The 18,311-nt window shown below is 62.9% G+C and carries 17 protein-coding genes and 1 riboswitch; of the genes, 8 read left to right on the forward strand and 9 right to left on the reverse strand.

The annotated features are described in order from the left end of the window. Window positions 1-33: 33 nt before the first annotated feature. From AC1DDS_RS05040 to sdhC, 5 genes are all read right to left on the reverse strand, one after another. Window positions 34-561, reverse strand: a complete 528-nt coding sequence (locus tag AC1DDS_RS05040; RefSeq protein WP_310413114.1) for a protease inhibitor Inh/omp19 family protein — start codon at window positions 559-561, stop codon at window positions 34-36. A gap of 245 nt (window positions 562-806) precedes the next feature. Further along, window positions 807-1,586, reverse strand: a complete 780-nt coding sequence (locus AC1DDS_RS05045) for a succinate dehydrogenase iron-sulfur subunit (RefSeq protein ID WP_477477883.1) — start codon at window positions 1,584-1,586, stop codon at window positions 807-809. 18 nt (window positions 1,587-1,604) lie between these two features. Next, a complete protein-coding gene (gene sdhA / locus AC1DDS_RS05050; protein ID WP_477477884.1) occupies window positions 1,605-3,446 on the reverse strand; it encodes a succinate dehydrogenase flavoprotein subunit in 1,842 nt (613 codons plus the stop codon). A gap of 6 nt (window positions 3,447-3,452) precedes the next feature. Then, window positions 3,453-3,833 carry a succinate dehydrogenase, hydrophobic membrane anchor protein gene (sdhD, locus tag AC1DDS_RS05055; RefSeq protein ID WP_477477885.1) on the reverse strand — a complete coding sequence of 127 codons (381 nt, stop codon included), beginning with the start codon at window positions 3,831-3,833 and terminating at the stop codon, window positions 3,453-3,455. A gap of 9 nt (window positions 3,834-3,842) precedes the next feature. After that, a complete protein-coding gene (gene sdhC, locus AC1DDS_RS05060; protein ID WP_477477886.1) occupies window positions 3,843-4,235 on the reverse strand; it encodes a succinate dehydrogenase, cytochrome b556 subunit in 393 nt (130 codons plus the stop codon). Between the two features lie 333 nt (window positions 4,236-4,568). On the opposite strand from sdhC, the gene AC1DDS_RS05065 reads away from it, so the two are divergent. After that, window positions 4,569-5,195 (forward strand): hypothetical protein, encoded by a 627-nt coding sequence (locus AC1DDS_RS05065; RefSeq protein ID WP_477477887.1) that lies wholly within the window; start codon window positions 4,569-4,571, stop codon window positions 5,193-5,195. Window positions 5,196-5,275: 80 nt separating this feature from the next. Here the strand turns inward: AC1DDS_RS05065 and AC1DDS_RS05070 are convergent, their stop codons facing one another. Both AC1DDS_RS05070 and AC1DDS_RS05075 read right to left on the reverse strand, forming a co-directional pair. After that, window positions 5,276-7,102 carry an ABC-F family ATP-binding cassette domain-containing protein gene (locus tag AC1DDS_RS05070; protein WP_477477888.1) on the reverse strand — a complete coding sequence of 609 codons (1,827 nt, stop codon included), beginning with the start codon at window positions 7,100-7,102 and terminating at the stop codon, window positions 5,276-5,278. 2 nt (window positions 7,103-7,104) lie between these two features. Beyond that, a complete protein-coding gene (locus tag AC1DDS_RS05075) occupies window positions 7,105-7,764 on the reverse strand; it encodes a thiamine diphosphokinase (RefSeq protein WP_477477889.1) in 660 nt (219 codons plus the stop codon). A 105-nt stretch (window positions 7,765-7,869) separates the two neighbouring features. Continuing rightward, window positions 7,870-7,984, forward strand: a riboswitch (TPP riboswitch). A 39-nt stretch (window positions 7,985-8,023) separates the two neighbouring features. On the opposite strand from AC1DDS_RS05075, the gene thiB reads away from it, so the two are divergent. From thiB to AC1DDS_RS05105, 6 genes are all read left to right on the forward strand, one after another. Then, a complete protein-coding gene (gene thiB / locus AC1DDS_RS05080) occupies window positions 8,024-9,034 on the forward strand; it encodes a thiamine ABC transporter substrate binding subunit (RefSeq protein ID WP_477477890.1) in 1,011 nt (336 codons plus the stop codon). Window positions 9,035-9,117: 83 nt separating this feature from the next. Further along, window positions 9,118-10,728, forward strand: a complete 1,611-nt coding sequence (gene thiP, locus AC1DDS_RS05085; RefSeq protein WP_477477891.1) for a thiamine/thiamine pyrophosphate ABC transporter permease — start codon at window positions 9,118-9,120, stop codon at window positions 10,726-10,728. Next, a complete protein-coding gene (gene thiQ, locus AC1DDS_RS05090; protein WP_477477892.1) occupies window positions 10,721-11,461 on the forward strand; it encodes a thiamine ABC transporter ATP-binding protein in 741 nt (246 codons plus the stop codon). Before thiP ends, thiQ begins: the two co-directional genes overlap by 8 nt. 285 nt (window positions 11,462-11,746) lie before the next feature. Then, entirely contained in the window at window positions 11,747-13,252 is a 1,506-nt protein-coding gene (locus AC1DDS_RS05095) for a M48 family metalloprotease (protein ID WP_477477893.1), read from the forward strand. A 149-nt stretch (window positions 13,253-13,401) separates the two neighbouring features. Then, entirely contained in the window at window positions 13,402-15,480 is a 2,079-nt protein-coding gene (locus tag AC1DDS_RS05100) for a mechanosensitive ion channel family protein (RefSeq protein WP_477477894.1), read from the forward strand. Window positions 15,481-15,549: 69 nt separating this feature from the next. After that, on the forward strand, window positions 15,550-16,032 hold the full coding sequence (locus AC1DDS_RS05105; protein WP_477477895.1) for a DUF2721 domain-containing protein: 483 nt from the start codon (window positions 15,550-15,552) through the stop codon (window positions 16,030-16,032). A gap of 74 nt (window positions 16,033-16,106) precedes the next feature. Here AC1DDS_RS05105 and AC1DDS_RS05110 read toward each other — a convergent pair whose 3' ends face one another. After that, window positions 16,107-16,976, reverse strand: coding sequence for an RNA polymerase factor sigma-32 (locus AC1DDS_RS05110; RefSeq protein ID WP_310414289.1), 870 nt, complete (start codon window positions 16,974-16,976; stop codon window positions 16,107-16,109). 126 nt (window positions 16,977-17,102) lie between these two features. On the opposite strand from AC1DDS_RS05110, the gene AC1DDS_RS05115 reads away from it, so the two are divergent. Then, a complete protein-coding gene (locus AC1DDS_RS05115) occupies window positions 17,103-17,420 on the forward strand; it encodes a hypothetical protein (protein ID WP_477477896.1) in 318 nt (105 codons plus the stop codon). A gap of 24 nt (window positions 17,421-17,444) precedes the next feature. Here AC1DDS_RS05115 and AC1DDS_RS05120 read toward each other — a convergent pair whose 3' ends face one another. Continuing rightward, a complete protein-coding gene (locus tag AC1DDS_RS05120) occupies window positions 17,445-18,014 on the reverse strand; it encodes a CarD family transcriptional regulator (RefSeq protein ID WP_310413155.1) in 570 nt (189 codons plus the stop codon). Window positions 18,015-18,311: the final 297 nt, after the last annotated feature.

An 18,311-nucleotide genomic window follows, 5' to 3' on the forward strand; every position in this document is an offset into this window, starting at 1 on the left:
AACCGATCTCCGTGATGCGTTGGTCGTCGATGATCAGCGCGACAGGCTGATCGGCTGCCCGCCGGAAGTCGCGCCCTCGAACCGGGAGTCGCCGGTCTTGCTGAGCCGGGCGATCGGGTTGCCGCTGCGGTCTTTCAGGATCACCTGGCTGCCGGCCACTTCCCACGACCCCATCTGCGTCAACTCGCCGGCGCAGCCGCGCGTGCCGCCCCGCGAACCGGAGCCGAGATTGGTCAGTGTCAGGAACATGTCGCAGGAGGTGGGGCCGTTGGCGACCCGCCAGTTGCCGACCATCGCTTCCTTCTTCACCTCAAGCCCGCCGGCGGCGGCACCAGAAGCATCACCCGGCATCGCCATCGCGGTATTCGTCGTCGGCGCATCAGGGAACTGCTGCGAGGTGCTCGTCGTCGGATCGGGCAACTGACCCGAGGATACGGAGCCAACCGGTGCGGCCTGCAGCGGCGTTACCGGCTGCGTGTCGATGCCGCTCATCGAAGTCCGCTGGCAGCCGGCCAGTGCGAGCGCCATCATCAGGCCGCCTGCCACATGTTGAATCCGCATGTCGAAACTCCTGCCGCTGCGTCGGACGCTATCGATACGTAGCAATCTTGGCCGGATTAGCGTGAATCGCGAGTCTAAATCAAGTCTCCGCCGACGGATTGGCCGGAGCCCAGCGCAATCTGCCAACCGTTAGACAGAAACGGTGTCCAGCCATCGGGCTTAAGGACTTCCTTGGCACTATACGCCGGGAAACAAAAATGCCGGGCAAGGTACCCGGCATTTTCAGGATCAAAGCAGTGCGCCCGTCAGAGCCGGCGCTCGACCAGCATCTTCTTGATCTCGCCGATCGCCTTGGCCGGGTTCAGCCCCTTCGGGCAGGCCTGGGCGCAGTTCATGATCGTGTGGCAGCGATAGAGGCGGAACGGATCCTCGAGATTGTCGAGGCGCTCGCCGGTGGCCTCATCGCGGCTATCGATCAGCCAGCGATAGGCCTGCAGCAGCACGGCCGGACCGAGATAGCGGTCGCCGTTCCACCAGTAGCTCGGACAGGAGGTCGAGCAGCAAGCGCACAGGATGCACTCGTAAAGGCCGTCGAGCTTCTGGCGGTCCTCGTGGCTCTGCAGCCATTCCTTGGCCGGCGTCGGCGACACCGTCTTGAGCCAGGGCTCGATCGAACGATGCTGGGCGTAGAAATGCGTCAGGTCCGGCACGAGATCCTTCACCACCGGCATGTGCGGCAGCGGGTAGACCTTCACGGCGCCGTTCACCTCGTCCATGCCCTTGGTGCAGGCGAGTGTGTTGGTGCCATCGATGTTCATCGCGCAGGAGCCGCAGATGCCCTCGCGGCAGGAGCGGCGCAGCGTCAGCGTCGGATCGATCTTGTTCTTGATGTAGAGCAGCGCGTCGAGCACCATCGGGCCGCAATCATCGACGTCGACGTAATAGGTGTCGATCGACGGATTCTTGTCGTCGTCCGGGCTCCAGCGATAGACGCGGAACTCGCGGGTGTTCGTGGCGCCGGCCGGCTTCGGCCAGACCTTGCCTTCGGTGACCTGCGAGTTCTTCGGGAGAGCGAGTTCAACCATGTCCAGTTTTCCTCGGGATCAATAGACGCGTGCCTTCGGCGCGATCTTTTGCGGATCGATGCCGTCAGCGATGAGGTCGGTGTGGACCGGGCGGTAATCAAGCTTGACGTCGCCGGCTTCGTTTACCCAGGCAAGGGTATGCTTGCGCCAGTTGACGTCGTCGCGGCCACCGAGCGGACCATCCTTGTAGTCCTCGCGGGCATGGGCACCGCGGCTTTCCTTGCGGGCCTCGGCGCCGACGACCGTCGTGATCGCGTTCGCCATCAGATTTTCCAGTTCCAGCGTCTCGACGAGATCGGAGTTCCAGATCAACGAGCGGTCGGTGACCTTCAGGTCGGCCATTTCGCCCCAGAGCTCCTTCATGCGACGGCAGCCGGCTTCCAGCGATTCCTGGGTGCGGAACACGGCGGCATCTTCCTGCATGGTGCGCTGCATCTTGTCGCGCAGGACCGCCGTCGGCGTGCCGCCGTCAGCAAAGCGCAAACGGTCGAAGCGGTCCATGATCTTGTCGCAGGCCGCCTTGTCGAGGGCCGGGATCGGCTCGGCGCGGTCGATGACCTCGCCGGCACGGATTGCCGCGGCGCGACCGAAGACCACGAGGTCGATCAGCGAGTTGGAGCCGAGACGGTTTGCGCCGTGCACCGAAGCGCAGCCGGCTTCGCCGACCGCCATCAGGCCGGGGGCGACGCGTCCGGGATTGGCACTGTCGGCGTTGAGCACCTCGCCCCAGAAGTTGGTCGGAACGCCGCCCATGTTGTAGTGCACGGTCGGCAGAACCGGGATCGGCTCGCGGGTCACGTCGACGCCGGCGAAGATCTTGGCGCTCTCGGAAATGCCCGGCAGGCGCTCATGCAACACGGCCGGATCGAGATGGTCGAGGTGCAGGAAGATGTGGTCCTTGTTCTTGCCGACGCCGCGGCCTTCGCGGATTTCCATCGTCATGCAGCGCGAGACGACGTCGCGCGAGGCCAGGTCCTTGGCCGACGGCGCATAGCGCTCCATGAAGCGCTCGCCTTCGGAGTTGACGAGATAGCCGCCTTCGCCGCGGGCGCCCTCGGTGATCAGACAGCCGGAGCCGTAGATGCCGGTCGGGTGGAACTGCACGAACTCCATGTCCTGCAACGGCAGGCCGGCGCGGGCCGCCATGCCACCGCCGTCGCCGGTGCAGGTGTGCGCCGATGTCGCCGAGAAGTAGGCACGGCCGTAGCCGCCGGTCGCCAGCACCACCATCTTGGCGGAGAAGCGATGGATCGTGCCATCGTCGAGGTTCCAGGCGACGACGCCGGTGCAGCGGCCGTCGGGGGACATGATCAGGTCGATCGCAAAGTATTCGATGAAGAACTCGGCGTTGTGTCGCAGCGACTGGCCGTAGAGCGTGTGCAGGATGGCGTGGCCGGTGCGGTCGGCAACGGCGCAGGTGCGCTGCACCGGCGGGCCTTCGCCGTAGTTCTGCATGTGGCCGCCGAACGGACGCTGGTAGATCTTGCCTTCCGCGTTGCGCGAGAACGGCACGCCGTAGTGCTCCAGCTCATAGACCGCCTTCGGCGCTTCCATGGCAAGATACTGCATGGCGTCGACGTCGCCCAGCCAGTCGGAACCCTTGACGGTATCGTAGAGGTGCCACTGCCAGCTATCCGGCGTCATGTTCTGCAGCGAGGCCGCGATGCCGCCCTGGGCAGCGACCGTGTGCGAACGGGTCGGGAAAACCTTGGTGATGCAGGCGGTGCGGAAGCCCTGCTCGGCCATGCCGAGGGTGGCGCGCAGACCCGCACCACCGGCCCCGACGACGATCACGTCGTAGGCATGATCGACATACTGATAGGCTTTGCCGTTCGTCGCCGGCGAGGAGTTCGGTGCCATGATGAATTATCCCGCGAAAGCGATCTTCAGGACGGCAAAGAGACAGAGCCCGCCGACCAGCGCCGCAAAGAAGGTGTTGAGCATGAGCAGCAGGACCTTCGGGCCCTCTGCATGGACATAGTCCTCGATGATGACCTGCATGCCAAGCTTCATGTGGTACAGGCCGGAGATGACGACGAGGCCCATCAGCACCGCGACGATCGGGTGCGACAGCGCCGCACGGACCTCCGCATAGGGCGCGCCGGCGTAACAGACGATGAAGCCGACGAAGAACAGGAGCAGCGGCAGGTTGGCGACCGCGGTCAGACGCTGGCGCCAGAAGTGATCGGTGCCGTCCTTGGCCGAACCGAGGCCGCGAACGCGACCGAGAGGTGTACGCATATCCATGTCAGTTCCTCAGCGCACCAGATAACCGATGATCCAGGTCAATACCGTCAGGGCGACGGAGACGACCGGCATGGCCTTCGCAACCTTGGTGGAGAAATGCTTCTCGTAGCCGCGCCCCGTGTCCCAGACCAGGTGACGGATGCCACCGAGCATGTGATGGAACAGCGCCCAGGTGTAGCCGAACAGAATCAGCCTGCCGATCCAGGTGCCGAAGAACCAGCTGACCCAGTTGAAATAGCTTTCGCCCATCGCGGCGGCGATCAGCCACCACGCAACGAGAACCGTGCCGACATAGAGCGCACCACCGGTGACGCGGTGCATGATCGACATGACCATCGTCGGGATCGGCTTATAGATTTGAAGATGCGGCGAGAGCGGCCGGCTTTTTGTGACATTCGTCATCAGAACCCTCACGGAACCCCGGAGAATTGCCCCGATAACTGGACTATTATACTCCGGAATTGCACTTAGTTTGTGCGCAATGCAGTGAGAGCGACGTTTAATCGCCGGAATGCGGAACGACAAGTGTCATTGCACTGCAAAATCAATTTAATCGATTAAGACAAAAGTATGGCATTGAGGGTCCTCCAAGCCCGTTAACCATTGTTAACGATTATTACCTAGTCATTAACCAAACCCGTGACTTTCCAGCAGAAATAGGCAAAGCTGGTTGAGTGGACCTGTTTCCGCGTAACCTGGAGGCAAAACAGAATGAGTCTGTTTTCAAGAGCCTGCATGATTGCAGTCGCGCTCGCCGTCACCGTCCCCTTCGTCATTGCGATGCCGGCGGCGGCACGGGACGGCCATGACGGCCGCGGCCACAACGGCTTTTCCAATGGCAGCGTCTCAGGCGGAAACACCTCTCGGGTGTGGCGGCGTAATCACCAAGCCCGCAACGACGACAACCGCCATCACCGGAACAGGGATCGCAATGTGCTCGGCAGAGATATCGTCGGCGGCAACCTGTTCCGGGACAATCGCCGGAGACACGATGGGCGCTTCGGCAACGACTGGCGCTTCGGCCGGGACTGGCAGATCGCCCGCCCGGATTGGGTAGGGCAACCGGACCTGTTGCGCAATCGCGTTCGCCCCTATTACGCTGGGCCATACCGTCCTTATTACGCTGGCCAGTATGACGATCGCGAGCGGTTCAACAACAACTTCTACGGCGGTTCAATCTCCGCCTATGACGATCCGGGCAACGGGATGTACTTCTACATGGATGGCTACGGCGACGGCATGGGCGATCAGGGCGGCTTCTCGGTCCGTTCCGCCAACAACGCCAAGGTCATCGTCGTGTCGCCGGAAACGGAGACCTCGAGCTGCAGCTTTGAAGCCGGCGTCTGTGTCATTCGCCCCTGACGGCTTGCGCCCGGCTTCCTGTTTCCGGGCGCGCATTGTGACAACCACTGCGGCTCACAGCCGGCCGGGGGAGCCGAGGGTCACGACCCCTCCAGTTCCTCCCGGAGCATTTCCAGTTCGAGCCACTCTTCTTCCATTCGTGTCAGGTCCGCACGCAGCTTTTCCATCTCGGCAGCAAGGCGGTTGAAACCCGCAGGGTCCTTCGAGAACAGCGCCGGATCGGCCATCTTCTCCTCGCGCCGGGCAATTTCGGCCGCCACCTTCTCCATTTCCTTCGGCAGGCTCTCCAGCGCAAACTTCTGCTTGTAGGAAAGCTTCCCCCTGCCCTTGTCGCCGGCCTTTTCGGCGGGCGCGTTGTCGCTTTTCGCCTTTTCGGCCTTTTCCGCCTTGCGACGCTCCTCGATTGCGCCGCGGCGCTGGGCCATCATGTCGGAGTATCCGCCGGCATATTCGATCCAGCGTCCGTCCGGCGCCTCCGGATCGGCCGGTGCGATCGTTGACGTAACCGTACGGTCGAGGAAGTCGCGGTCGTGGCTGACAAGGATGACGGTGCCGGAGAAGCCGGCGACGATCTCCTGCAAGAGGTCCAGCGTTTCGATGTCGAGATCGTTGGTGGGTTCGTCGAGGATCAACAGGTTGGTCGGGCGCGACAGGATCCGCGCCAGCATCAGCCGGGCCCTCTCGCCGCCGGAAAGGTTGCGGATCGGCGTGCGGGCCTGCTCCGGCTGGAACAGGAATTCCTTCATGTAGCCGGTCACGTGGCGCTGCTCGCCGTTGACGATCAGGCTCTCGCCGCGGCCATCCGTCAGATAATGCGCCAGCGTGTCGTCCAGGTTCAGTTCCTCGCGGCGCTGGTCGAGGGTGGCGATCTCGAGGTTGGTGCCGAGCTTGACGGTGCCGCTGTCGGGTGCGAGCTGACCGGTCAGGATCTTCAGCAGCGTCGTCTTGCCGGCACCGTTCGGTCCGACAAGGCCGATGCAATCGCCGCGATGGACGCGGATCGAAAAGGGCGCGACGATCGTCCGTTCCCCATAGGCCTTGGTGACCTTGTCGGCCTCAATCACCAGCTTTCCGGATTCCTGCGCATCCGACGCCGTCGCCTGGACGGTGCCCTGCGGTCCCTTGTGGCCGCGATGGCGGGCACGCATGTCCTGCAACTCGCCGAGCCGGCGCATGTTACGCTTTCGCCGTGCCGTCACGCCGTAGCGCAACCAGTGCTCCTCGCGCTCGATCGCCTTGCCGAGCTTGTGCTGCTCCAGCTCCTCGGCCTCCAGCACCTGATCCCGCCACGCCTCGAAATGGGCGAAGCCGCGGTCGAGGCGGCGTGACGTGCCGCGGTCGAGCCAGACCGTGGCATTGGAGACTTTTTCCAGGAAGCGCCGGTCGTGCGAAATGACGACGAGCGCCGACCGGCTCTTTGTCAGTTCATCTTCCAGCCATTCGATCGTCGGCAGGTCGAGGTGGTTGGTCGGCTCGTCGAGGAGCAGGATGTCCGGCTCCGGCGCAAGCACGCGTGCCAGTGCTGCCCGGCGCGCTTCGCCGCCTGAAAGCGTCTTCGGGTCCTCCTCACCAGTCAGCCCCAAATGCGACAGCAGATAGGTGACGCGATAGTGATCGTCGCCGGGGCCGAGACCGGCTTCGGCATAGGCCGCAACCGTTGCGAACCCTTCGAAATCCGGCGCCTGTTCCAGATAGCGGATGGTCGCGGACGGGTGGCGGAAGACCTCGCCGGACTGCGGCTCGACGATGCTGGCGGCGATCTTCAAAAGCGTCGACTTGCCCGAACCGTTGCGGCCGACAAGGCAGATGCGATCGCCCGGCTCCACCTGCAGGTTCGCACCGGCCAGCAGCGGCGTTCCGCCGAAGCTCAGGAACATGTCGTCAAGTTTCAGAATGGGCGGTGCCAAACTCAGGCTCCTGAAAGATCGTAGGGTCGGGCGAGCAACACGGCCAGCCCGGCATCAAGGGTTAAGGTGACGGCGCCGAGCGCCACGTTGGAGACCGTGCGCGACGAGCCGAACGGCAGGTCGAATGCGCTCAATGGGTAGCGCACGTTTTCGATCGAAAGGCCCGACAGAGCAGTCAGGCCGAGGATCGAGAAGAGGCTGTTCTCCGGCAATTCGATCGTCGTGCGGCCCGGAGGCAGCGGCCAGGCTTCCTCCAACCCGGAGCTCAGCATGATGTCGCAACCGCCCGCCTTCAGCGCTGCCGCATGTAGCAGGTGCATGAGGGCGTGATCGCTGCGCTCGCCGCCGAGCCCCCCCGCGAGGATCAGCCTTTGCGCCCCGCGTGCAAGCGCAGCCGAGACGGCAATCTCGCCATCGGTCGCGTTCTTGGCAGTCGGATAGGGCTCGCGCGGAACATGGCTCCAGGCCGCAAGTTCCTCCGGCGTGGTGGAATCGAAATCGCCGACCCAGGCTTCGGGGGTGATGCCAAGCGTCGTCGCATGGCGCATGCCGCCGTCGGCGGCGATGAAACGGGCACCGTCAATGGCCGCCTTGAGCCGGGGGGTCGGCTCAAGGGTTCCTCCCAGAAGGAGGACAAACAGTTGATCGGCGGCGTTCGTCATGGGCACACCGTCTAGCGCATGTTCAGCGGGAATGGAAACGCCTTTGCAGAAGAAGCTGCGGCGTCCAGCCGCTTGCATAAGCGGCGCCACCGGACTAAAGCTCTTCCTGCTCTAACGGGGTGCCGCATGGTTACGAGATGACCAGCGGCTGAGAGGCATTTGCCAACCCGCGGAACCTGATCCGGTTTGTACCGGCGGAGGGATTAGACGGCACATTCAGCGCCCTATTCCCGTTTATTTGGAACTAAAGGAGGCGCCGATGCGCATAGGACTTCTTCCATCTTTCATGCTACTTGCTGCAACGTCTTTCGTTTCTCCCGCGCTTGCGGCGGACAAGACGCTCACCATCTACACCTACGAGAGCTTCGTCACCGAATGGGGCCCCGGCGCAAAGGTCGCAGCCGAGTTTGAGAAGACCTGCGACTGCAAGGTCGAATGGGTCGGCGTTGCCGACGGCGTCGAACTGCTGACCCGGCTGAAGCTGGAGGGAGAAGGCACCAAGGCGGATCTCATTCTCGGCCTCGATACGAACCTCGTGGCGGAAGCCAAGGCGACGGGGCTGTTTGTGCCCCACCAGCTTTCCCCCGAAGGCTTGACCGTGCCGGGCAATTTCGCCGACGACACCTTTCTGCCTTACGACTACGGCCACTTCGCCGTGGTCTATGACACCGAGACGCTGAAGAACCCGCCGAAGAGCCTGAAGGAACTGATCGAGGGCGATCCGAAGGAAAAGATCGTGATCGAGGATCCCCGCACATCGACGCCGGGCCTCGGCCTGCTGCTCTGGGTCAAGGCTGTCTATGGCGACAAGGCGGGCGAGGCGTGGACGAAGTTGAAGGATCGCATCCTGACCGTCACCCCCGGCTGGTCCGAGGCCTATGGGCTCTTTACCAAGGGCGAAGCGCCGATGGTCCTGTCCTACACCACCTCGCCGGCCTACCACATGGTGGCGGAGAACTCCGAGCGCTATCAGGCGGCCCCCTTCGCCGAAGGCCACTACGTGCAGATCGAGGTCGCCGGCATGACGAAGGCGGCCAGCGATCCAGACCTCGCCCGCAAGTTCCTCAGCTTCATGACCGGCCCGGATTTCCAGTCCATCATTCCCGAGACCAACTGGATGATGCCGGTCGGCGCGACCCGCGAGCCGCTTCCGGACGCCTTCGGCAAGCTGGTGAAGCCCGAGCACACCTTCCTCTTCCCCGCCGACGAGGTTGCCGCGAACCGCAAGGCCTGGATCGACGAATGGCTGGCGGCGATGAGCGCCAAGTGAGGGCCTGACCTCTGCCGAAAGACCGTTCACGCGGGCGAGTGGCTCGCCCGCGTGAACGGCCAACATGTTGCTTGGGTCACTGCATGTACACGAACAGCGAAAGAGCAGCGATTACAGCAACTGGGGGCGCCGCCCTCGGCTTCATCCTGTTGTTTGCCGGCATTTCGACTGCCGTGCTGCTGCTCAGCGCCGAAGGCGGCACGTACGGCACTCTGTTCGATAGCTACCTCGTCCGCATCGCCAGGTTCACGCTGCTCCAGGCTGGCCTGTCGACCGTACTGTCGGTGGCCGTTGCCATTCCGGTGGCAAGCGCGCTGGCACGCCAACGGTCCTTTATCGGCCGGATCTGGATCGTTCGGCTTTCCGCCCTCCCCCTTGGCTTGCCCGCATTGGTCGCCGTTCTCGGCATCATCGAGGTCTGGGGGCGGAAGGGTGTCGTCAACGAAATGCTGAGTGCGCTCGGGCTCGACAATCCCGTCAGCATCTATGGTCTGGCTGGCATCCTCGTCGCACATGTTTTCTTCAACCTGCCGCTCGCGACGCGCCTGTTGCTGGCCGGGCTCGAGCGCATTCCCGCCGAATACTGGCTGACCTCGGCCAATCTCGGCATGCGCCCGGCCGCCGTCTTCCGTTTGATCGAGTGGCCGGTGATCCGCGGGCTGCTGCCGGGGATCGCCGGTCTCATCCTCATGCTTTGCGCGACGAGCTTCACGATCGTCCTGACGCTCGGCGGCGGGCCGGCCGCGACGACGATCGAAGTGGCGATCTACCAAGCCCTGCGCTTCGATTTCGACCCGCCGCGCGCCGTCATGCTGTCCGCCATGCAGATCATCGTCACCGGGACGCTGCTGGCACTGATGCGGATGCTCGGAACGCCCGCAGAGGACGCGCCGACGACGGGCCGCGCCGTCCGTCGGTTCGACAGCAAACGGAGAAGATTTGCCGACGGCGTCGTGATTGCCGCCTTTGCCGTGTTCACGGTGGCGCCGCTCCTGGCCGTGGTCGCCTCCGGCCTGTCTGCCGATCTGGGTCGGCTGGCAACCGATCCGCTCCTGCACCAGGCGCTGCTCACCAGCCTGGCCATTTCGGTTGTCTCGGCTGCGCTTTCGCTCGCAATCGCGGTTCCCACCGTCGCAGTTCCACAAATCGGCGGCATCGGGATCAAAGGCACGCGCTACCTGGCCGCCGGATTGCAAGCCGCAAGCTCGCTCATTCTGCTCGTTCCCCCCGTCGTGGTTGCTACAGGCTGGTTCCTGCTGCTGCGCCACGTTGGTGCAACCGGACGCTTTGCACCCTATGTGGTTGTCGTCGTCAACGCCCTGATGGCCTTGCCCTTCGTGGTCCGTGTCCTGGGACCGGCCTACCGGACGCATCTGGTGCGAACCGGACGGCTTTCAGTCAGTCTCGGTGTTACCGGCTGGCACCGGATGAGATGGGTCGATCTGCCGGCGCTAAAGCGGCCGCTGATGACAGCCTTTGCCTTTGCCATGGCTCTGTCGCTCGGCGATCTGAGCGCCGTCGCGATCTTCGGCGCCGATGGTTTTGTCACCTTGCCCTGGCTGCTGTTCAGCCGGATGGGAAGCTATCGGACGGAGGATGCTGCGGGGATTGCCTTGCTTCTCGGCGTGCTCTGCCTGCTGCTGACGCTGCCCTCCACCGCAGCGGACAAGAACAAAAGGGAAGAGAATGCGTGATCCCTCCCATCAGGGCGCGGAGGTTCCGGCCATGCGCCTCGAGCAAGCCACCGTGCAGTTCGAGCAAAAGCGCCTCGTCTTTGATTGCACCATCCCCAAGGGCGCAAGCGTCGCCGTCACCGGACCATCCGGCGCCGGCAAGTCGACGCTGTTCAACGTCATCGCCGGCTTCCAGCCGATCGCCTCCGGCACCGTTGCGATCTTTGGAAAGGACATGGCCGGACGCGAGCCGGCAGCGCGGCCGGTCTCGATCGTGTTCCAGGAGAACAATCTCTTCGTCCATCTGACGGTGACGCAGAATGTCGGCCTGGGCATCGACCCTTCGCTTCGCCTGGGGCCGGCCGAGCAGGAGAAGGTCGATACGGCCCTCGCCCGCGTTGGACTGGCCGGCTATGGGCATCGCATGCCGGCCCAGCTCTCGGGTGGAGAGCGGCAACGGGTCGCCCTTGCCCGTGCGCTCGTGAGGAACCGTCCAATCCTGCTCCTCGACGAGCCCTTTGCAGCGCTTGACCCGGCCATGCGCGCCGAAATGGCAGTGCTCCTGTCGGAACTTCGCATCGAAACGGGAAGCACGCTGCTGTTCATCAGCCATCAGGTCGAAGATCTGCCACGTCTCGCCGATCGGGCCATGTTCATCGACGACGGAGCGATTGCGTTGATGGCGCCGCTCGAGGGCTTTCTTGCGCACCGGAAGCTGCCGGCTTTGGCCGCCTTCCTTGGTTCTGATGGATAATGCCTCTCAGCCCGAGGATTGCCATACTTTGGACGCTACGCTGTGTCACCGGAGCCACATTGAAAACCGATTCTGGAATCGGGAGTTGTCGGCAAGGGGCGGTGCGTCTATCTCTCGGCGAAGGGTCCTAACGGGACCTGCGGGTGTCGGCACGATACTTCGGAAAGCCGTAACAACAATCCGAACAAGCGCGGGTCGTTCGTCTTCGAATCGGATACGGTCCGGATGTCGAGGCCCGGGTGATTTCCGAACAGGTCGTTAGGTTGCAAAAGGGACATGGGGCGAATGCTGGGCAAGGGTCGGCATCCGGGATTGGGCAGAGGACGCGGAGCCGCCGTTGCGCGTTCCGTGCTTGCCGTCGCGGTTGCGGGCCTTGTCGTGTCGTGCCAGGCTTTCGATCAGACCTATGAGCCGACCGTCGCGCCATCGTCCAGTCCACAGATCGTCGACGAAGTTCAGAAGAACGATCCACGCGCGGCAATGGGCGCGCGCGAGCATCCGCGCATCGTTGCCAGCTATGGCGGAGAGTACAAGGACGCCAAGACCGAGCGTCTCGTCGCCCGCATCGCCGGAGCGCTGACCGCGGTCTCGGAGAATCCGAGCCAGTCCTATCGGATCACCATCCTCAACTCGCCGGCAATCAATGCGTTTGCGTTGCCGGGCGGCTATCTCTATGTCACGCGCGGCCTTCTGGCGCTCGCCAACGACGCCTCGGAAGTGGCGGCCGTTCTGTCGCACGAGATGGCCCACGTGACGGCAAACCACGGCATCGAGCGGCAAAAGAAGGAAGAGGCGGAAGTCATCGCCAGCCGCGTCGTCGCCGAAGTGCTGTCGAGCAATCTTGCGGGCAAGCAGGCGCTGGCCCGCGGCAAGCTGCGGCTTGCCGCCTTCTCGCGCAATCAGGAACTGCAAGCGGACGTGATCGGCGTGCGCATGCTCGCCGAGGCAGGTTACGAGCCCTATGCGGCAGCGCGTTTCCTCGATTCCATGGCCGCCTACGGCCAATACACGTCCGTTGATCCGGAAGCCGACCAGAGCCTGGACTTCCTGTCCAGTCACCCGAACGCACCGCAGCGGGTCGAACTCGCCCGCCGCCATGCCCGTGCCTTCGGCGCGCAAGGAACGGTTGGCGACCGCGGTCGTGACTACTACCTCGCCGGCATCGACGGTCTGCTCTATGGCGACAGCCCCGAGGAAGGTTACGTGCGCGGACAAACGTTCCTGCATGGCACGCTCGGCATCCGCTACGACGTTCCCGCCGGCTTCCAGATCGACAACAAGGCGGATGCCGTCCTTGCGACCGGCCCGGGCGACATCGCGATCCGCTTCGACGGCGTCGCTGACAACCAGCGCCAAAGCCTCGTCAACTATATCTCCAGCGGCTGGGTCACCGGCCTGAAGACGGAAACGATCCGTTCGACCACAGTCAACGGCCTTGAAGCCGCAACGGCACGGGCAGCCGCTGACCGCTGGGAATTCGACGTCACCGTCGTGCGGATCGGCAATCGAATCTACCGCTTCCTGACAGCCGTTCCGCAAGGTTCACAGGCCCTCGAACCGACCGCAAACGTCCTGAAAAGCTCATTCCGGCGGCTGACGCCGCAGGAGGTCGCATCGCTGAAGCCGCTGAGGGTCCGCGTGGTCACCGCGCGGCCGGGGGACACCGTCGCCTCGCTCGCCGGCCAAATGATGGGGACCGATCGCAAGCTCGGTCTTTTCCGCCTGATCAACGCCTTGGACTCGACCAGCACGATCAAGCCGGGCGATAAGCTCAAGATCATCACCGAATAGCAGGCCTGCGACGGAGTTGTTCAGGCGTGGCTGGCCACGATTGCGCCATCTTTCGGCGCATCCGCGTAAGTGCTAGTTATATACTGGCATTCGAATTCAACGACAGACTGAAATGACATTCTGGGTTCCGCAAACACGTGTGGGGTACGATGTCCAGGTTTTTTGCCTTCCTGTCCTTTAGCCTTTTCTGTCTTTTGCTCGGCCTGACCGCTGCTCCATTCTCCATGGCCCAGACGGCGCCGGCAAGCCCCGCCCCAGCGGGTCAGGCGGCCCCGCCGCCGGAAAAGCTTACCGAGCTCATGAAGCTGCTGGACGATCCGGAAATTCGAAAATGGATCCAGAGTCGCTCTTCTTCCACGGCGGCCACTTCGAGCGAAGTTTCCAAGGAAGCAACGCTGGAGGTCGAAGACATCGAGGCCAAGGCTCGCAGCCGGTTTAAGGCATTGGGGGCGGCAATCCCGAAGGTTCCGTCCGAGATTGCCGCGGCTGCCGGTCGGGTGCGGCAGCAGGCAAGTGAAAGCGGCTTTGCGCCGGCATTCATCCTTCTGCTTGGCATCGTCGCTGTCGGCGCTGGTGCCGAATGGCTGTTCCGCAAGAGGGTCCAGAGGGCGAAATTCGAAAGCGCGATCTTGACCCACGCCTATGCCGAGTTCGGCCCCCTGCTTGTGTTTACGGCCGTTGCCGCGCTGATGTTCCTGGCACTGGAGTGGCCGCCACTCGTTCGCGTCGTGATCCTGTACGCGCTGCTGGCGATGATCGGCTATCGAATTGCGCTCGCATTGTGCCGGCTGTCGATGGATGTCGGCGGCACCTCGCAGTTTCACTACACACGCCTGCGGATCTTCGGAGCCATTCTGGCGTTTGCCATTGCCATCTGGGCGATGTGTCGGCCCCTCGGCGTCGATCCCGATGTTCGTAGCATCATCACTTACGCCTTTTCGATCGTCCTTCTGGCCGTGTGCATCGAAACGGTCTGGCATCGACCGCTCGACCGCAGCGGCAATCCGCCGACACGTGCAACCAACATCCTTGCTAGCCTCTACCTGGTGGGCCTCTGGATGCTTTGGTGCGTGAATTTCCCGGGCCTGTTCTGGCTCGGCATATACGCGCTCGCCCTTCCAAAAGTCCTTGCGGCGACCGATCGGTTGACGAGGGCATTCGCGTTGACACACTGGAACGAGGAGAACAGCGACACGCCGCGCATGATCCTGCTCATCAGAGGGATCCGCGCAATCGTCATTCTGATCGCAGTCGGCTGGATCGCCCTCCTGTGGAACTACAACCCCAACGTCATTGCAAAGGAGAGTCCGCTACTCCAGACGATCATCACCGGCCTGTTCAAGAGTGTCATTATCCTCCTGCTCGCCGATCTCGCCTGGCAACTGGCCAAGACAGCGATTGACCGCAAGCTGACGCCTGGCGAAGACGAAGCTGCCTTGACACCGGACGAACAGGCTCGACGAGCACGAATGCGGACGCTCCTGCCGATTTTTCGCAATGGCCTTGCTGTCGTGGTTCTGTGCGTCGCGGTCATGACCATCCTTGCCGAAATGGGCGTTCAGATCGGCCCATTGATCGCCGGTGCCGGCATTTTCGGCGTTGCGATCGGCTTCGGCTCCCAGACACTCGTCAAGGATATCGTCAGCGGCATCTTCTATCTGATGGACGATGCCTTCCGCGTCGGCGAGTGGATCGAGAGCGGCAGCTACAATGGCGTCGTCGAATCCTTCAGCCTGCGTTCGATCCGACTTCGTCATCACCGCGGCGCGGTGTTCACCGTCCCCTTCGGCTCGCTCGGTGCGATCCGCAACGGCAGCCGCGACTGGACCGTCGACAAGTTCCGCATCCGCGTCCCCTTCAAGACCGACATCAACAAGGTCGGCAAGATCGCGAAGGATATCGGCAAGCAGTTGCTGGAGGATCCGGAGCTCGGGCCGCACTTCATCAAGCCGTTGAAGATGAAGGGCGTGGAGCAGATCGGCGAATTCGGCATCGAGATCAGCTTCGGCTTCACGGCACGGCCGACCGGCGAGCAGACGGCAATCAGGCGGCGCGCCTACACCATGATCACCCAGGCGTTCGCCGAAAACGATATCTCGTTCGCCCAGCCGACGTTCCAGGTGGGCGGAGAGGGGGAGAAGGAGGGAGCCGCCGCGGCTGCGATGTACAAGCGGCAGGCGGATCTGGCCGCTCAAGAGGCTGCGGCGGGAGGGGAGGCGAAAACCTGAGACCATGCGCCCCTGAGCGCCGAGCAAGATTTAGCAACGGATCCGGCCGTTTAGGAAAGAGATTGCGGCGTGTATCAGTTTGAAATATCCGACGCCGCGACCGTAGTGCAGACGGCCCTCACACCCGTTTTCCTGCTGACGGCCACCGCGGCCTGTCTGAATGTGTTCGCGACCCGCCTGGCGCGGGTCTCGGATCGCGTCAACTCGCTGTTTGAAACCATGGTGTCGATCGAAGACCCGGACGACGAGCACCTCTTGCATCTGCTGTTCCTGCGCAAACGGACCCTCGCGCTGGAAGCCGCAGTCCTGCTGGCAACAGCATCTGGTGTGAGCACGTGCTTGGCAACGCTCGGCTTTATGGTCGGCGCGATGCGGCAGGTCTACCGCGAGCAGATATTGCTCTGGTTCTTCGGGCTGGCAGTTGCGACCTTGATCGGAGCCTTGCTCGCCTTCCTCTACGAGATGAGCCTTGCAGGCCGCAGCATGCTGCAGCAGATCGCATCGGATACGCTTGCACTCGAACGGCGGCGCGCCTCGAAAGAGAGGGATTAGCGCGATCGCCAGCGACGCCGGAAACGACCGTTGGCTGCGCCGCGCACTGGTATTAGCGCGGCGCATTTGACAATTCAGGTGCAGAGTTCCGCAAACGCCGGCGTCGCCTCGCAAAGTGCGGCCCGCAGCTTCTCGAGGGCCCGGTTCTCGAGCTGGCGCACCCGTTCCTTCGAAATCCCGAGATCGGCGCCCAATTCCTCCAGAGTGGAACTGCTGTCGGTCAGCCGTCTGGCGCGAATGATCTTCATTTCCCGCTCGTTGAGCCGTGTCAGCGCCCGACGCAACCATTCCCGCCGGCGCTCGCCGTCAATCATCTCCGTGACCTGCTCGTCCGGCAAGGGTGCCTCGCTGGCGAGCAGATCGATGTGACTCGCCCCGGTCTCCCCCTCGCCCGCCACCGGCGCCTGCAAGGACACGTCCGCAGCGGCGAGCCGCGCGTCCATGGTGCGCACGTCCGCGGTGCTGACTTTCAACGCATTTGCGATCTGCAGATAGACACTCTCCGAGGTCAGATGCGTCTGGCCCCGGGCAATGCGGGCACGAAGGCGGCGCAAATTGAAGAAGAGCGACTTCTGTGCCGAACTGGTGCCGCCGCGGACAATCGACCAATTGCGCAGCACATAATCCTGGATAGAGGCGCGAATCCACCAGGTGGCGTAGGTGGAGAAACGAACTTCACGTTCGGGCTCAAAGCGTGCAGCGGCCTCCAGCAGTCCGATATAGCCTTCCTGCAGCAGATCGTTGAACGGCAGGCCGAAATTACGAAAGCGCGAAGCAAGCGCGATCACCAACCGCATGTGGGCCATGGCGATGCGGTTGCGTGCTTCCTGATCATGGTTGTTGCGCCAGGCAAATGCCAACGCCTGCTCTTCATGCCGCTCGAGATAGGGCGCGGACATGGCGATCTTGATCATGCGACGGTCTGCTGCGGTATCGGTAGCCATTGGCATCTCCCTGAGCCGGGATGGAAAGGATCCATGGCCAACATCGCCATGGTATTCACCTGACAACGCATCTGCGAGCACTTCGGTTTCAGCCAGTTGATGATCCGGCTGCGAAGGCTAAAGCCTATGGATGGCGACCCTGCCAAACCGGCCGCCAATACGATCATGCTATACTTCTCATCGTCGGGGGGCGAGTGGCTATTTTTGGCATTGGTCAGGAAGCGGCGCCGGAACGCGCCCACCGCCATGGATAACCAATTGGGTCTTGCCGCTCTTCTGTTTCAGATCGAGGTTGTCAGAGATTCCGCCGCCGGGCTCGGCACGACTATCTGCATCAATCTGCCGGTGCGGAGCGCGCGTGCAGGACCCTGCCCGCCATTGCATCGAGTTCTGCACGGCAAGGGGCAAATGAAAAAACCCGGCTGGAAGAGCCAGCCGGGTTGAAAGTTCCGAAGGATAGAGGACGTATCAGGCGGCTTCGTCCTGTGCGTCGTCTTCCTCGATGACCTTTCCACGCTTCGGCCCCTTGTTGAGGTTGGCCTCCACCAGACGGACCGCTTCGGTCTCGGACATCTTGTTGACGGCAGCGATCTCGCGAGCCATCCGGTCGAGGGCGGCCTCGTATAGCTGGCGCTCGGAATAGGACTGCTCCGGCTGGTTTTCGGCGCGATAGAGATCGCGAACCACTTCGGCAATCGAGATCAGGTCGCCGGAATTGATCTTGGCATCGTACTCCTGCGCCCGGCGCGACCACATGGTGCGCTTGACGCGGGCCTTACCCTGGACAACCTTCAACGCGCGCTCGACGAAATCGGTTTCCGACAGCTTGCGCATGCCGATGGACACGGCCTTGGCGACCGGAACCTTCAGGCGCATCTTGTCTTTCTCGAAGTCGATGACAAAAAGCTCAAGCTTCATGCCGGCGACTTCCTGCTCCTCGATCGCGACGATCTGGCCGACACCATGGGCCGGATAGACGATCGATTCACCGGTCTTGAAGCCCTGGCGCGTGGAAGATTTCTTCTGCTGGGTCGTCATTCTATTCAAATACTCCCTGTTACGTCCCGGCGCAGGCCGGGGCCGGGTCAAGAGGCCCGGGAAAGACGGAGACACCGTCGGGGTGACACCATTCCTGGTCCGTCCAACAAGGCACAAACGGATGCGGCTGCGCGTTCACAAGAGAGCAACGTGACGTTGCTTATGGGAGGTGAGCGGCGCCGGGAGATCGTTTGCTCGTGGTGGTGCTTGGGCACACCAAGTGCCTCGCTTGGATCAGTATTGCGACCCTACCACAAAAAAGTGCCTAAATCAATAATTTGCTTCGCATGGGTCATC

This window comes from Mycoplana sp. 10N416 (assembly GCF_056394765.1).

Coding starts and splice junctions, on each gene's coding strand:
- AC1DDS_RS05040 (WP_310413114.1), bottom strand. CDS start 561: ATGCGGATTCAACATGTGGCAGGCGGCCTGATGATGGCGCTCGCACTG.
- AC1DDS_RS05045 (WP_477477883.1), bottom strand. CDS start 1,586: ATGGTTGAACTCGCTCTCCCGAAGAACTCGCAGGTCACCGAAGGCAAG.
- sdhA (WP_477477884.1), bottom strand. CDS start 3,446: ATGGCACCGAACTCCTCGCCGGCGACGAACGGCAAAGCCTATCAGTAT.
- sdhD (WP_477477885.1), bottom strand. CDS start 3,833: ATGGATATGCGTACACCTCTCGGTCGCGTTCGCGGCCTCGGTTCGGCC.
- sdhC (WP_477477886.1), bottom strand. CDS start 4,235: ATGACGAATGTCACAAAAAGCCGGCCGCTCTCGCCGCATCTTCAAATC.
- AC1DDS_RS05065 (WP_477477887.1), top strand. CDS start 4,569: ATGATTGCAGTCGCGCTCGCCGTCACCGTCCCCTTCGTCATTGCGATG.
- AC1DDS_RS05075 (WP_477477889.1), bottom strand. CDS start 7,764: ATGACGAACGCCGCCGATCAACTGTTTGTCCTCCTTCTGGGAGGAACC.
- thiB (WP_477477890.1), top strand. CDS start 8,024: ATGCGCATAGGACTTCTTCCATCTTTCATGCTACTTGCTGCAACGTCT.
- thiP (WP_477477891.1), top strand. CDS start 9,118: ATGTACACGAACAGCGAAAGAGCAGCGATTACAGCAACTGGGGGCGCC.
- thiQ (WP_477477892.1), top strand. CDS start 10,721: ATGCGTGATCCCTCCCATCAGGGCGCGGAGGTTCCGGCCATGCGCCTC.
- AC1DDS_RS05095 (WP_477477893.1), top strand. CDS start 11,747: ATGCTGGGCAAGGGTCGGCATCCGGGATTGGGCAGAGGACGCGGAGCC.
- AC1DDS_RS05100 (WP_477477894.1), top strand. CDS start 13,402: ATGTCCAGGTTTTTTGCCTTCCTGTCCTTTAGCCTTTTCTGTCTTTTG.
- AC1DDS_RS05110 (WP_310414289.1), bottom strand. CDS start 16,976: ATGGCTACCGATACCGCAGCAGACCGTCGCATGATCAAGATCGCCATG.
- AC1DDS_RS05115 (WP_477477896.1), top strand. CDS start 17,103: ATGGATGGCGACCCTGCCAAACCGGCCGCCAATACGATCATGCTATAC.
- AC1DDS_RS05120 (WP_310413155.1), bottom strand. CDS start 18,014: ATGACGACCCAGCAGAAGAAATCTTCCACGCGCCAGGGCTTCAAGACC.